Genomic DNA, 12,768 nt, shown 5'->3' with positions numbered 1-12,768 from the left:
GTCGCTCACGCCTTTTCCGAAAGCAGCGGCGCCATCGCCTCGCGTTCGCCGGCGACATGGCGACGCACCGCCGAGAAGAAGCCGCGCAGCATATAGCCCAGCGCGTCGGCGTTGGGCATGTCCGAGCCGGTGGCGACTAGCGACAGCCCCTCCGCCAGCTCGGTTGCGAAATCCACGTCCTCGATGTGCTCGGCCTTCAGGCGGGCAATCAGTTCGTCTGCCTGCGGCGTCGCGCCCTGGCTGGCGACATAGGCGGGAAACAGCACCTCTTCCTCGTATGCGTGAACGGCCCGCATCAGCGGCTCCAGGGTGGCGGCAATCTCGGCGCATCGGGCGCGGTCGAGGTCCTGCGGAAGTGAATCGGCAACTTCTTCCAGCAGGTCGCACAGCGCCAGCTTCTGGGCGTGCAGACGCGCCATGACGTCAGCAGGTGGGCCATCGCCAAGCCGGCAAACCTTGTCTTCGAAGTCGTCTTTCTCGGGCCTTGCTGAAAGCACGCTGCTTTCCTCCGTCGCCGCCATGAACATTCCCCCTCCCTCCCACAACAGCGCCGATTTACGGCCCCCAGGGTGCGACCAAGATGCACGTCTGCATGCCCCTGCTCTTTGATCCAGATCAAGGAGAGGGCACCGCGGGGCGGCCAATGTCCGGCCGCGGATCGACCGTCCTTCCGGGGGATTCGCTGTCGAATTGCCTCATAGGGGACCGTTCATGAAATTTGGTGTCGAAATCATCGGCGTCACAGTCGCTGCCTTTCTGGCACTACTGGGCGCCGCCTTCGCGGGGGACGACCTGTTCCGCGCACATATGTGGGTGCTGTTCTTCGCGCTGACGTCCGGCGCGATATTGCTGATGCGCAATACCCGCTTCGGCGCGGCCGCCACCGCAGCCGATACGTCCGAGTATCTGGACGGTCCGATCCGCTACGGCGTCATCGCGACCGTGTTCTGGGGCGCAGTGGGCTTTCTGGTCGGCGTCCTCGTCGCCGCACAGCTCGCCTTTCCGGACCTCAACCTGGAGCCCTGGTTCAATTTCGGGCGCGTTCGCCCGCTGCACACCTCGGCGGTGATCTTCGCTTTCGGCGGCAACGCGCTGATCGCGACGTCGTTCTACGTTGTCCAGCGCACTTCCCGCGCGCGGCTGTTCGGCGGCAATCTCGCCTGGTTCGTCTTCTGGGGCTATCAGCTCTTCATCATCATGGCCGCCACGGGCTACCTGCTGGGCATCACCCAGAGCCGCGAATATGCGGAGCCTGAATGGTATGTCGACCTCTGGCTGACGGTCGTCTGGGTCGCCTATCTGGCCGTGTTCCTCGGCACCATCCTGAAGCGCAAGGAACCGCATATCTACGTCGCGAACTGGTTCTACCTGTCCTTCATCGTGACGATTGCGATGCTGCACATCGTCAACAACCTGGCGGTTCCGGTCTCCTTCCTCAGCTCCAAGAGCTATTCGGCCTTCGCCGGCGTGCAGGACGCATTGACGCAGTGGTGGTATGGCCATAACGCGGTCGGTTTCTTCCTCACCGCCGGCTTCCTGGGCATGATGTACTACTTCATCCCCAAGCAGGCCGAGCGCCCGGTCTATTCCTACCGGTTGTCGATCATCCACTTCTGGGCGCTGATCTTCCTCTACATCTGGGCCGGCCCGCACCACCTGCACTACACCGCCCTGCCCGATTGGGCGCAGACGCTGGGCATGGTCTTCTCGATCATGCTGTGGATGCCTTCCTGGGGCGGCATGATCAACGGCCTGATGACGCTCTCTGGCGCCTGGGACAAGATCCGCACCGACCCCATCATCCGCATGATGGTCATGGCCGTGGCCTTCTACGGCATGGCGACCTTCGAAGGCCCGATGATGTCGATCAAGACGGTCAACTCGCTGTCGCACTACACCGACTGGACCATCGGCCACGTGCACTCCGGCGCACTCGGCTGGAACGGCATGATCACCTTTGGCGCGGTCTATTTCCTTGTGCCGAGATTGTGGAACCGCGAGCGGCTCTACTCGATCCGCATGGTCAGCTGGCACTTCTGGCTCGCAACCCTCGGCATCGTCATCTATGCGGCCGCCATGTGGGTCGCCGGCATCCAGCAGGGCCTGATGTGGCGCGAATACGACGAGAAGGGCTTCCTGGTCTACTCCTTCGCCGAATCCGTGGCCGCCATGCTGCCCTACTACGTGCTGCGCATGATGGGCGGTGTCCTCTACCTGGCTGGCGGACTGATCATGGCCTGGAACGTGTTCATGACCATTCGTGGCCATCAGCGCCAGGAAAAGCCGATCCCCGGCACGACACCCGCGCTGCAGCCGGCCGAATAGGAGCTTTAAATGTCATTGCTCGACAAACATTCCATCATCGAGAAGAACGCGACGCTGCTCTTCGTGGGCTCGTTCCTGGTCGTCACCATCGGCGGCATTGTCGAGATCGCGCCGCTGTTCTATCTCGACAACACCATCGAGAAGGTGGAGGGCATGCGCCCCTACTCGCCGCTGGAGCTGGCGGGACGCAACATCTACATCCGCGAGGGTTGCTACACCTGCCATAGCCAGATGATCCGGCCCTTCCGTGACGAGGTGGAACGCTACGGCCACTACAGCCTGGCGGCCGAGTCCATGTACGACCATCCCTTCCAGTGGGGCTCCAAGCGTACCGGGCCGGACCTCGCCCGCGTGGGCGACCGCTACTCGAACGAATGGCACGTCCAGCACCTGATCGAACCGCGTTCGGTGGTGCCGGAATCGGTCATGCCTTCGTACGCCTTCCTCGCGACCAGCCGGCTGGAGGTGAAGGACATCAAGTATCACCTCAAGGCCAACAAGGCGGTGGGCGTTCCCTATACCGAGGAGATGATCGACAGCGCGGATGCCGACCTGAAGGCCCAGGCCGATCCGAATGCGGACACGTCGGCCCTGCTGGCGCGCTACCCAAAGGCGAAAATAGGCGACTTCGACGGCAACCCCGCAGTCCTCACCGAGATGGACGCGCTGGTCGCCTACCTGCAGATGCTCGGCACGCTGGTCGACTTCTCGACCTATGACGCCGCCGCCGGTTACCGCTGAGGAGGTCGCGATGGAAACCTACACAGCAATGCGCCACTTCGCCGACAGCTGGGGGCTGTTGGCCATGGTGTTGTTCTTCGTCGGGGTCGTTCTGTTCGCCTTCCGCCCCGGCAGTCGCAAGCATGCCGAAGCGGCCGCGCAAATCCCGCTCAAGGATGAATGACTATGACGAAAAAGCATATCGACGAAGTTTCCGGCGTCGAAACCACCGGTCATGAGTGGGACGGCATCCGCGAACTCAACAACCCCATGCCGCGCTGGTGGGTGTTGTGCTTCTACGCCACCATCGTCTGGGCGGTCGGCTACACCGTCGCCTATCCGGCCTGGCCGATGCTGACGTCCGCCACCTCCGGCATACTCGGCTATTCGAGCCGCGGCGACCTCAAGAACGAAATGGCCGTTGCCGACGCCGCCAAGCAGAGCTTCGCCGACGCCATTGCGGCCAAGTCGGTCAGCGAGATCATGGCCGACGACCAGCTGCGTGACTTCGCCACCGCGGCGGGTGCGGCCGCCTTCAAGGTCAACTGCATCCAGTGCCACGGCTCGGGCGCGGAAGGCTCGCCCGGCTTCCCCAACCTCAATGACGACGACTGGCTGTGGGGCGGAAGCGCTGACAACATCTACCAGACGATCGCGCACGGCATTCGTTATGCCGGCGACCCGGACAGCCATTCCTCCGAGATGCCGGCGTTCGGCGACATTCTCGACAAGGAACAGATCCGGCAGGTTTCCTCCTATGTCGCCAGCCTGACGGGCAACGCCGCCGACGCAACGGCGGCCGCCGCCGGCAAGGAGGTGTTTGCCGACAACTGCGCCAGCTGCCACGGCGAAGACGCCAAGGGCAACCGCGACTTCGGCGCTCCGAACCTCACCGACGCGATCTCGCTCTACGGATCGACCGAAGCCGAGGTCGCCAGGCAGGTTCGCGCACCAAGGCATGGCGTGATGCCTGCCTGGCTGGGCAGGCTGGGCGACAGCACGGTGAAGGAACTCACCGTTTATGTTCACTCGCTGGGCGGGGGAGAATAACATTGGACAAGCGCACCATGGAGCGGGCCGACATCGAACGGCTTGAGGCCACACCGGTCAACTCGGCCAAGAGCCGTCAGCCGCTCTATGCGCCGCGCAAGAAAATCTTCCCGAAGCGTGCTTCGGGAAGTTTTCGGCGTTTCAAGTGGTTGATCATGGCGGTCACGCTGGGCATCTACTACCTGACGCCGTGGCTGCGCTGGGATCGGGGGCCATACGCTCCCGACCAGGCCGTGTTGCTCGACATGGCCAACCGCCGCTTCTACTTCTTCCCCATCGAGATCTGGCCGCAGGAGTTCTTCTTCGTCGCCGGCCTGCTGGTCATGGCCGGCATCGGCCTGTTCCTCATCACTTCGACGGTCGGCCGCGCCTGGTGCGGCTACACCTGTCCGCAGACGGTCTGGGTCGACCTGTTCCTAGTCATCGAGCGCGCCATCGAAGGCGACCGGAACGCCCGCATCAAGCTCGATTCCGCGCCCTGGTCGTTCGACAAGCTCTGGAGGCGGGTGACAAAGCACCTGATCTGGCTGCTGATTGCGGTGGCCACCGGCGGCGCCTGGATCTTCTACTTCGCCGACGCCCCCACGCTGTTGAAGGAACTCTTCACGCTCCAGGCCGCGCCGATCGCCTACATTACCGTCGCCATCCTCACAGCCACCACCTACACTTTCGGCGGGCTGATGCGCGAGCAGGTCTGCACCTACATGTGCCCGTGGCCGCGCATCCAGGCTGCGATGCTCGACGAGAACTCGCTGACGGTCACCTACAACGACTGGCGCGGCGAGCCCCGCTCGCGCCACGCCAAGAAGGCCGCCGCCGCCGGCGAGACGATCGGCGATTGCGTGGACTGCAATGCCTGCGTGGCCGTCTGCCCGATGGGCATCGACATCCGCGACGGCCAGCAGCTCGAATGCATCACCTGCGCGCTCTGCATCGACGCCTGCGACAGCGTCATGGACAAGATCGGCAAGGAACGCGGGCTCATTTCCTACGCCACGCTGAACGACTACCAGGCCAACATGGCGCTCGCCACCGGCAACGGCGCCCATGCGATCGACCCGGCCAAGGTCCGCACGCCCGCGGGCACGCTTTCCGAGAAGGTGGCGCAGTTCCGCCTGCGCAAGCTGGTGCGGCCGCGTACCATCATCTATTTTGCGGCATGGTCGCTGGTCGGGCTCGCGCTGTTCTACGCGCTGCTCAGCCGCGATCGGCTGGAGCTCAGCGTTCTGCACGATCGCAACCCGCAGTTCGTCACCCTTTCCGACGGCTCGTTCCGCAACGGCTACACCGTCAAGCTGCTCAACATGATCCCCGAGCCGCGCACCGTCGTGCTGTCGCTCGACGGCCTGCCCGGCGCCACAATGTCGGTGGTAGGCATGGAGCACTCGGAAGACCGGTCGGTCGAGGTCGCGCTCGAGCCGGACCGGCTGAAGACGCTCAAGGTCTTTGTGCGACTGCCGAGGTATCGCGTGCCGGGCACCGCGACTTCCTTCAAGTTCATGGTCGAGGACCAGGCGAGCGGCGAGCATGACGCCTATGTCGCGACCTTCAAGGCACCGGAGAAGAGATGATGATTGCGCGCGCGTTCCGCCCCAGGCAATTCACCGGCTGGCACATGCTGGTCGTGATGGTGCTCTTCTTCGGCACCATCATCACCGTGAACATCGTCATGGCGGTCTACGCCAATACGAGCTGGACCGGGCTCGTGGTCCAGAACACCTATGTCGCCAGCCAGGAGTTCAACCGCAAGGCTGCCGAAGGCCGCGCCCAGGCCGCGCGCGGCTGGCAGACCACGCTGGAACTGCAGCCGGGCCTGGTGCGCTTCGTCCTTGCCGACGCCAGCGGCGCGGCGGTGCACCCCAAGGGCGTGACCGCCAAGTTCCGCCGCCCCGCCTATGAAGCGGAAGACGAGACCATCACGCTGAAGCCGTTGCCTGACGGCGCCTATGGCGCCGAACGGACGATCCGCGACGGCATCTGGATCGTGGAAGTCGAGGCCGACATCGGGGAAACCTTGCCCTACCGCGATGTCCGGCGCGTCGTCGTGAAGGAGGGAGCTTTCAAATGAGTTGCTGCGCCCCCACCGAAATCGTCTCCGACCTCGAGCGCGCCGAGCGCGCCGGCCCCTCGCCGGAGGAAATGCTGCTGGCCAGCCGGGCCGTCGGCGAAGGACTTCGCCAGAGCGACCTTGCGGTGCCCGGCATCCATTGCGGGGCCTGCATCCAGAAGATCGAGAGCGCCCTTTCCCGCCTCGAAGGCGTGGAAAACGCCCGCGTCAACCTGTCGACGCGGCGCGTCAGCGTGCGCTGGCACGAAGGCCGGGTGCCGCCGATCGTGCCTACCATCGAGGGCCTCGGCTACGAAACGCACCTGTTCGACCCGGAGGTCGGCCAGAAGGACAAGACGCTTGCCGAACTGATCCGGGCGTTGGGAATATCGGGCTTCGCCTCGGCCAACATCATGCTGCTTTCGGTTTCAGTGTGGTCGGGCGCCGAAGGCTCGACCCGCGACCTGTTTCACTGGGTTTCGGCGCTGATCGCCATTCCAGCACTTGTCTTTGCGGGTCGCATCTTCTTCCGCTCGGCCTGGAACGGCCTCAGGCGCGGCCGCATGAACATGGACGTGCCGATCTCGCTCGGCATCCTGCTCGCCTATGGCATGAGCATCTATGAAACCATGCATCACGGTCAGCACGCCTATTTCGACGCTTCGGCCACGCTGCTGTTCTTCCTGCTGATTGGCCGCACCTTCGACCATGTCATGCGCGAACGCGCCCGCGAGGCGGTGAAGGGGCTGGCGCGGCTTGCCGCCCGCGGTGCAATGGTGCTGCGCCCCGACGGCTCGCGCGACTATCTGCCGGTCGACGAAATCGAGCCCGATATGCGCATCCTGCTCGCTGCAGGCGAGCGCGTACCGGTGGATGCGCGCATCGAGGAAGGCGCCTCCGATCTCGACTGCTCGCTGGTGTCTGGCGAAAGCGAGCCGCAGCATGTGGCCCCGGGTGCGGAAATCCGCGCCGGCACGCTCAACCTCACCGGCCCGCTGACCATCCGCGCGCTGGCGGCGGCGAAGGATTCCTTCCTTGCCGAAATGGTGCGGATGATGGAAGCGGCCGAAGGCGGTCGCAACGTCTATCGCCGCATCGCAGATCGCGCCTCCGCGCTCTATTCGCCGGTCGTCCACCTCACAGCCTTGCTCACCTTTATCGGCTGGGCAGCGATGACCGGCGACCTGCACCGCTCCATCACCATCGCCATTTCGGTGCTGATCATCACCTGCCCCTGTGCGCTGGCGCTGGCGGTGCCGATCGTGCAGGTCGTTGCCGCACGCCGCCTGTTCGAGAGCGGCATCATGGTCAAGGACGGCTCTGCGATGGAACGCCTGGCCACCATCGACACGATCGTCTTCGACAAGACCGGCACGCTGACCGTCGGCACGCCGAGGCTGGTCAACGTCGAAGCCATCGATCCCAAGGCGCTCGGCATCGCCGCCGCCATGGGCGCGCATTCACGCCACCCGCTGTCGAAGGCGCTCGCCCAGACCGGCGCCGAAGGTCCCGGCTTCGCGCTTGGCGACATCCAGGAACTGCCCGGCTACGGCATGGAGGCGACCGCACGCGGCGACCTCTATCGCCTCGGCCGGGCGGACTGGGCGCTGACCGAAGGGCAGGCGCAAGCGGAGGCTGGCACCGTGCTGACCAAAAACGGCAAGCTGCTGGCGCAGTTCGCCTTCGAGGACCGTCTGCGCGACGGCGCAACCGATGCCGTCAAGCAGCTTTCCGGCAAGAACCTGCGCCTCGAGGTGCTCTCCGGCGACCGGCCAGCGGCGGTGGCCAGGTTGAGCCAGGCGCTCGGCATCAGGGACTTCCGCGCCGGCGTGCTGCCGGGCGACAAGGCAGGCCGCGTGGCCGCGCTTGCAGCCGACGGGCGCAAGGTGCTGATGGTCGGCGACGGCCTCAACGACGCGCCTGCACTGGTGGCTGCTCACGTCTCGATGGCGCCTGCCACCGCCGCCGATGTCGGCCGCAACGCCGCCGATTTCGTCTTCCTGCGCGAAAGCCTGGCCGCCGTGCCGCTGACGCTGCGCATCTCCAGGGATTCCGGCCGGCTGATCCGGCAGAACCTCGCCATTGCCGGCATCTACAACGTCATTGCTGTGCCGATCGCCATTTTGGGCTATGTTACCCCTCTGGTAGCGGCGCTTTCCATGTCGTTCTCCTCGGTGCTGGTGGTGTCCAACGCGCTTCGTCTCAAGGGCGCGAAAAAATCCACCGCCAAGGCGTCCAAGGAAAACGGCACGCACCGCGCAATGGGCACGATGGAACCGGCCAAATGACGGTCCTCGTCTATCTGATCCCGATCGCGTTGCTCCTGGGCGGCCTTGGCCTGGCCGCCTTCCTCTGGTCGCTGAAAAGCGGCCAGTACGACGATCTTGACGGCGCCGCCTCCCGCATCCTGATCGACGACGGCGACAAGCCGGCCTGACGCCCTCCCGCCGAGAGGTGCCGCCTGCCAGCGCAACGGCAATATGTCCCAGGGCGCTTGCTTGACATCGCCCCACCTATGGTTACCATGCGCGCATGGTCGAATTCCGCCTCATCTTTCAGCGAGAGCCTCAGCGCATAAAAGCGGGAATTTAGCCCGGGCGCGATCGAAGCCTGGCTTCGCGTCCGGGGCAGCCAGGTTGCTCAACTACAACCCAGCCGCACCCATTTCGCCGAAGGGCGATAACCACAAATGGAAGCCTGATGATGCGGGGCCGCGCTTCGGCGGGTCCCAACGGCAGGACCGCCGGGAACACGGCTTTATCGCCTTTCGAGCCCAAATTGCTTGAGATTGCGACCGTCACTTCCTAAAAGGCCAAAAATCTCCCGCAACGCGCACCGTATCGCCGGCCCCGGCATGCGGCGTGCATTGAACCGAAAGCCTCTTGAGCCAGCACTGAATTGATGATCCAGACCCCCTACTACCTTGTCGACAAGTCCCGGCTGCTCCCCAACATGGAAAAGATCGCCTATGTGCGCGAGCATTCCGGCGCCAAGCTGCTTCTGGCGCTGAAGTGCTTCGCCACATGGTCGGTCTTCGACCTGATGCGCGAATATATGGACGGCACCACTTCGTCGTCGCTCAACGAGGTCAGGCTCGGCCGCGAAAAGTTCGGCGGCGAGACCCACGCCTATTCGGTCGCCTATGCCGATCACGAGATCGATGAGGTCGTGGCCAATGCCGACAAGATCATCTTCAATTCGATCGGCCAGCTGGAGCGCTTCGCCGATCGGGCAAACGGTCTGGCGCGCGGCCTGCGCCTCAACCCGCAGGTCAGTTCGTCCAGTTTCGATCTCGCCGATCCGGCGCGCCCCTTCAGCCGTCTGGGCGAGTGGGATGTGACCAAGGTCGAAGCCGTAATGGACCGCATCAGCGGCTTCATGATCCACAACAACTGCGAGAACGAGGACTTTGGCCTCTTCGACCGCATGCTCACGCAGATCGAGGAAAAGTTTGGCGCCCTGCTCGGCCGCGCCGAATGGGTGAGCCTTGGCGGCGGCATCCACTTCACCGGCGAGAACTACCCGCTCGACAAGTTCTGCGCGCGCCTGAAGGCATTTTCCGAGCGCTACGGCGTGCAGGTCTATCTGGAGCCGGGCGAAGCCGCCATCACCAAGAGCACGACGCTGGAAGTGACCGTGCTCGACATGCTGAACAACGGCAAGGACCTCGCCATTGTCGACAGCTCGATCGAGGCTCACATGCTCGATCTGCTGATCTACCGCCAGGACGCCAAGGTCTCGCCCGATGCGGGGCCGCACAGCTACATGGTCTGCGGCAAGTCGTGCCTGGCCGGCGACATCTTCGGCGAGTTCCGCTTCGAGGAAAAGCTCAAGGTCGGCGACCGGATCTCGATCCAGGACGCGGCCGGTTACACAATGGTCAAAAAGAACTGGTTCAACGGCGTGCGCATGCCGTCCATCGCGGTGCGCGAGCTGGACGGCACCGTGCGCGTGGTGCGCGAGTTCGGTTTTGAGGATTACGTCGCAAGCCTCTCGTGAGGCTTGCCGGGTTTTGCCAACGGGACAGAAGGAGACAAACGCCCGAATGAAGAAGAACGTTCTGATCATCGGCGCGGGCGGCGTGGCCCAGGTCGTCGCTCACAAATGCGCACGGCATAACGACGTGTTCGGCGACATCCACGTCGCTTCGCGCACACTCGGCAAATGCACTGCCATCATCGAGTCTATCCGGCAGAAGAACAGCCTGAAAAAGGCTGACGGCGTGTTGGAAGCACACGCGCTCGACGCGATGGACATCGAGGCGACCAAGGCGCTGATCGAGAAGACCAAAAGTCGAATCGTCATCAATGTCGGCTCGGCCTTCCTCAACATGTCGGTGCTGTCTGCATGCATCGCCACGGGCGCGGCCTATATCGACACGGCCATCCACGAAGATCCGACCAAGATCTGCGAAACGCCGCCATGGTATGCCAACTATGAGTGGAAGCGCCGTGAAGAGTGCGAGAAGGCCGGCGTCACCGCCATTCTGGGCGCCGGTTTCGACCCCGGCGTGGTGAATGCCTATGCCAAGCTGGCTTTCGACGAGTATTTCGACAAGATCGACTCCGTCGATATCGTCGACATCAACGCCGGCAGCCATGGCAAGTATTTCGCGACGAACTTCGACCCGGAGATCAACTTCCGCGAATTCACCGGCCAGGTCTGGTCGTGGCAGGACAACCAGTGGGTCTCGAACAAGATGTTCGAGGTCGGCAAGGAGTGGGACCTGCCGGTGGTCGGCAAGCAGAAGGCCTACATGACCGGCCATGACGAGGTGCATTCGCTGTCGCAGATCCTCGGCATTCCGACGGTCCGCTTCTGGATGGGCTTCGGCGACCACTACATCAACGTCTTCACCGTGCTGAAGAACCTCGGTCTTCTGTCCGAGAAGCCGGTCAAGACCGCCGAAGGCGTGGAAGTCGTGCCGCTCAAGGTGGTCAAGGCAGTCCTGCCCGATCCGTCCTCGCTGGCGCCGAACTACACCGGCAAGACCTGCATCGGCGACTTCGTGAAGGGCGTGAAGGACGGCAAGGAACGCGAAGTCTTCATCTATAACGTCGCCGACCATGCCGAAGCCTATCAGGAAGTCGGCAGCCAGGGCATTTCCTACACGGCCGGCGTGCCGGCTGTGGCCGCCGCGCTCCTGGTCGCGAAGGGCGACTGGGACGTGAAGAAGATGGCCAATGTCGAGGACCTGCCGCCCCGGCCGTTCCTGGGCGTGCTCAACGAGATCGGCCTGCCGACGCGCATCAAGGATGCCGACGGCGACCGCGCGCTGGAGTTCCCCGAATTCCGCATGGCCGCCGAATAAGGCAACCCGGCATTGCCGCGCTGCGGCAGCTTCTACGCCTCCTCCCTCGCCGGAGGGGGCGTTTTCGTTTGAAGCAACCCCTACCCCCTCCCCACAAGGGGGAGGAGAATCTCGCGGCTTGGCCGTCTGGTACCAACCTTCACCGTTTTGGTGATCACGGCGGCGAAATCATCCCCCTCCCCCTTGTGGGGAGGGGCTAGGGGTGGGGTTACAAACCGCCTCGAAGCATCCGTATAGCGATAGCCCTACCCACCGGAGGGGACGTTTTCGTTTGCGAAGAGGCTGTTCCCAAGCGGCCTGGGCGGTGTCGCGTCGGCCTCTGCCCGTATCCAGTTCAGGAAGGACACCACCGACGCCTTCGGCGCCCCGTGCTTGATGACCACATAGTAGGCCGAGCGCGGCCGCAACGTTTCCACCGACACGCGCACGAGCTGGCCGCGCTGCAGCAGATCATCCACCAGCCGATGCCAGCCCAGCGCAATGCCTTCGCCGCGCATCGCCGCGTAGAGCGCGTCGGTGTAGAAATTGCAGCTAAGCGTGATGTTCTTGCGCTCGCCGCCGTGCCCGAACGCGCCCAGCCAATGGTCCCAGTCGACCCAGGTCGGCTCATGCGCGTCGCTGGCGATAAGATTGTGGCGGGCAAGGTCGGCGACGCAATCGGGCGCGCTGCGCTGGGCGAGATAGTCAGGGCTGCACACCGGAAACACGTCGTCGCCGAACAGCAGGACCGCCTTGCCATCCGGCCAGTTGCCGTCGCCGTAGCGGATCGCCACGTCGATCTCGTCGCGCAGCAGGTCGACGCTGGGGTCCTGGGTCACGATCTTGAGCTTGATATCGGGATCGGTGCGCCGGAAGCTCGAAACCTTCGGCAGCAGCCAGAAATGCGAGAACGCCACCGTGGCCGAGATGGTCAGTTCGCCGGCATCCCTGCCGCTGGTGATGGTGCGCACCGTCTGCGCCACGATGCCGAGCGCCTCCGACATCGAGGCGGCCAGCGCCCTGCCCGGCTCGGTAAGCTCGATCGCGCGATGCATGCGGCGAAACAGCGGAAAGCCGAGGCTGCTTTCCAGCGCCTGTACCTGCCGGCTCACCGCCGCCTGGGTGATGCCAAGCTCGGCCGCCGCGCGGGTAAAACTTGCCTGTCGCGCCGCCGCCTCGAACACCACCAGAGCCGTCATCGAAGGCAATTGCCGCCGAAAGCCTGACATTACAAAACCTCATGCAAGGCGTTCCAAAAAATGCCGTTGACGCTTTATCGCATGATGAGAGTTTATGCATCGTCGATTCCGCGGGCCTGCCTCACAGCGGCGTTTCT

General features: G+C 64.0%; 12 protein-coding genes. 10 read left to right on the top strand and 2 right to left on the bottom strand.

The annotated features are described in order from the left end of the window. Positions 1–5 precede the first annotated feature (5 nt). Entirely contained in the window at positions 6–527 is a 522-nt protein-coding gene (locus AC3A4H_RS21420; RefSeq protein ID WP_348780737.1) for a hemerythrin domain-containing protein, read from the bottom strand. 184 nt (positions 528–711) lie between these two features. Here AC3A4H_RS21420 and ccoN point away from each other — a divergent pair, with 184 nt between their 5' ends. The 10 genes from ccoN (at position 712) to AC3A4H_RS21370 (ending at position 11,453) form a co-directional block, all read left to right on the top strand. Beyond that, positions 712–2,325 carry a cytochrome-c oxidase, cbb3-type subunit I gene (gene ccoN, locus AC3A4H_RS21415; RefSeq protein ID WP_487768520.1) on the top strand — a complete coding sequence of 538 codons (1,614 nt, stop codon included), beginning with the start codon at positions 712–714 and terminating at the stop codon, positions 2,323–2,325. Between the two features lie 9 nt (positions 2,326–2,334). Continuing rightward, positions 2,335–3,066, top strand: coding sequence for a cytochrome-c oxidase, cbb3-type subunit II (gene ccoO, locus AC3A4H_RS21410; RefSeq protein WP_487768519.1), 732 nt, complete (start codon positions 2,335–2,337; stop codon positions 3,064–3,066). A 10-nt stretch (positions 3,067–3,076) separates the two neighbouring features. Next, positions 3,077–3,229 carry a cbb3-type cytochrome c oxidase subunit 3 gene (locus AC3A4H_RS21405; protein ID WP_348780740.1) on the top strand — a complete coding sequence of 51 codons (153 nt, stop codon included), beginning with the start codon at positions 3,077–3,079 and terminating at the stop codon, positions 3,227–3,229. 2 nt (positions 3,230–3,231) lie between these two features. Beyond that, entirely contained in the window at positions 3,232–4,095 is an 864-nt protein-coding gene (ccoP, locus tag AC3A4H_RS21400) for a cytochrome-c oxidase, cbb3-type subunit III (protein ID WP_487768518.1), read from the top strand. Positions 4,096–4,112: 17 nt separating this feature from the next. Next, positions 4,113–5,666, top strand: coding sequence for a cytochrome c oxidase accessory protein CcoG (ccoG, locus tag AC3A4H_RS21395; protein ID WP_487768625.1), 1,554 nt, complete (start codon positions 4,113–4,115; stop codon positions 5,664–5,666). Continuing rightward, positions 5,666–6,163 carry a FixH family protein gene (locus AC3A4H_RS21390; protein ID WP_487768624.1) on the top strand — a complete coding sequence of 166 codons (498 nt, stop codon included), beginning with the start codon at positions 5,666–5,668 and terminating at the stop codon, positions 6,161–6,163. Before ccoG ends, AC3A4H_RS21390 begins: the two co-directional genes overlap by 1 nt. After that, positions 6,160–8,430, top strand: coding sequence for a cation-translocating P-type ATPase (locus AC3A4H_RS21385; RefSeq protein ID WP_487768517.1), 2,271 nt, complete (start codon positions 6,160–6,162; stop codon positions 8,428–8,430). The genes AC3A4H_RS21390 and AC3A4H_RS21385 overlap by 4 nt, the downstream gene beginning before the upstream one ends. Continuing rightward, complete coding sequence (gene ccoS / locus AC3A4H_RS21380) at positions 8,427–8,579, top strand: cbb3-type cytochrome oxidase assembly protein CcoS (RefSeq protein ID WP_487768516.1); 153 nt, start codon at positions 8,427–8,429, stop codon at positions 8,577–8,579. The genes AC3A4H_RS21385 and ccoS overlap by 4 nt, the downstream gene beginning before the upstream one ends. 464 nt (positions 8,580–9,043) lie before the next feature. Then, positions 9,044–10,141: a carboxynorspermidine decarboxylase gene (gene nspC, locus AC3A4H_RS21375; RefSeq protein ID WP_487768515.1), complete on the top strand. Its 1,098-nt coding sequence runs from the start codon at positions 9,044–9,046 to the stop codon at positions 10,139–10,141. Positions 10,142–10,187: 46 nt separating this feature from the next. Then, entirely contained in the window at positions 10,188–11,453 is a 1,266-nt protein-coding gene (locus AC3A4H_RS21370) for a saccharopine dehydrogenase family protein (RefSeq protein ID WP_487768514.1), read from the top strand. Positions 11,454–11,698: 245 nt separating this feature from the next. Here the strand turns inward: AC3A4H_RS21370 and AC3A4H_RS21365 are convergent, their stop codons facing one another. After that, positions 11,699–12,661, bottom strand: a complete 963-nt coding sequence (locus AC3A4H_RS21365; RefSeq protein ID WP_487768513.1) for a LysR substrate-binding domain-containing protein — start codon at positions 12,659–12,661, stop codon at positions 11,699–11,701. Positions 12,662–12,768 lie beyond the last annotated feature (107 nt).

Source organism: Pseudaminobacter sp. Soil_N_29, assembly GCF_057656055.1.
This window is presented reverse-complemented; position numbering and strand designations above follow the sequence as displayed.

Bases quoted from the DNA above. Each gene is read 5' to 3' on its own strand.
- AC3A4H_RS21420 (WP_348780737.1), bottom strand. From the start codon at position 527: ATGTTCATGGCGGCGACGGAGGAAAGCAGCGTGCTTTCAGCAAGGCCC.
- ccoN (WP_487768520.1), top strand. From the start codon at position 712: ATGAAATTTGGTGTCGAAATCATCGGCGTCACAGTCGCTGCCTTTCTG.
- ccoO (WP_487768519.1), top strand. From the start codon at position 2,335: ATGTCATTGCTCGACAAACATTCCATCATCGAGAAGAACGCGACGCTG.
- AC3A4H_RS21405 (WP_348780740.1), top strand. From the start codon at position 3,077: ATGGAAACCTACACAGCAATGCGCCACTTCGCCGACAGCTGGGGGCTG.
- ccoP (WP_487768518.1), top strand. From the start codon at position 3,232: ATGACGAAAAAGCATATCGACGAAGTTTCCGGCGTCGAAACCACCGGT.
- ccoG (WP_487768625.1), top strand. From the start codon at position 4,113: ATGGAGCGGGCCGACATCGAACGGCTTGAGGCCACACCGGTCAACTCG.
- AC3A4H_RS21390 (WP_487768624.1), top strand. From the start codon at position 5,666: ATGATTGCGCGCGCGTTCCGCCCCAGGCAATTCACCGGCTGGCACATG.
- AC3A4H_RS21385 (WP_487768517.1), top strand. From the start codon at position 6,160: ATGAGTTGCTGCGCCCCCACCGAAATCGTCTCCGACCTCGAGCGCGCC.
- ccoS (WP_487768516.1), top strand. From the start codon at position 8,427: ATGACGGTCCTCGTCTATCTGATCCCGATCGCGTTGCTCCTGGGCGGC.
- nspC (WP_487768515.1), top strand. From the start codon at position 9,044: ATGATCCAGACCCCCTACTACCTTGTCGACAAGTCCCGGCTGCTCCCC.
- AC3A4H_RS21370 (WP_487768514.1), top strand. From the start codon at position 10,188: ATGAAGAAGAACGTTCTGATCATCGGCGCGGGCGGCGTGGCCCAGGTC.
- AC3A4H_RS21365 (WP_487768513.1), bottom strand. From the start codon at position 12,661: ATGTCAGGCTTTCGGCGGCAATTGCCTTCGATGACGGCTCTGGTGGTG.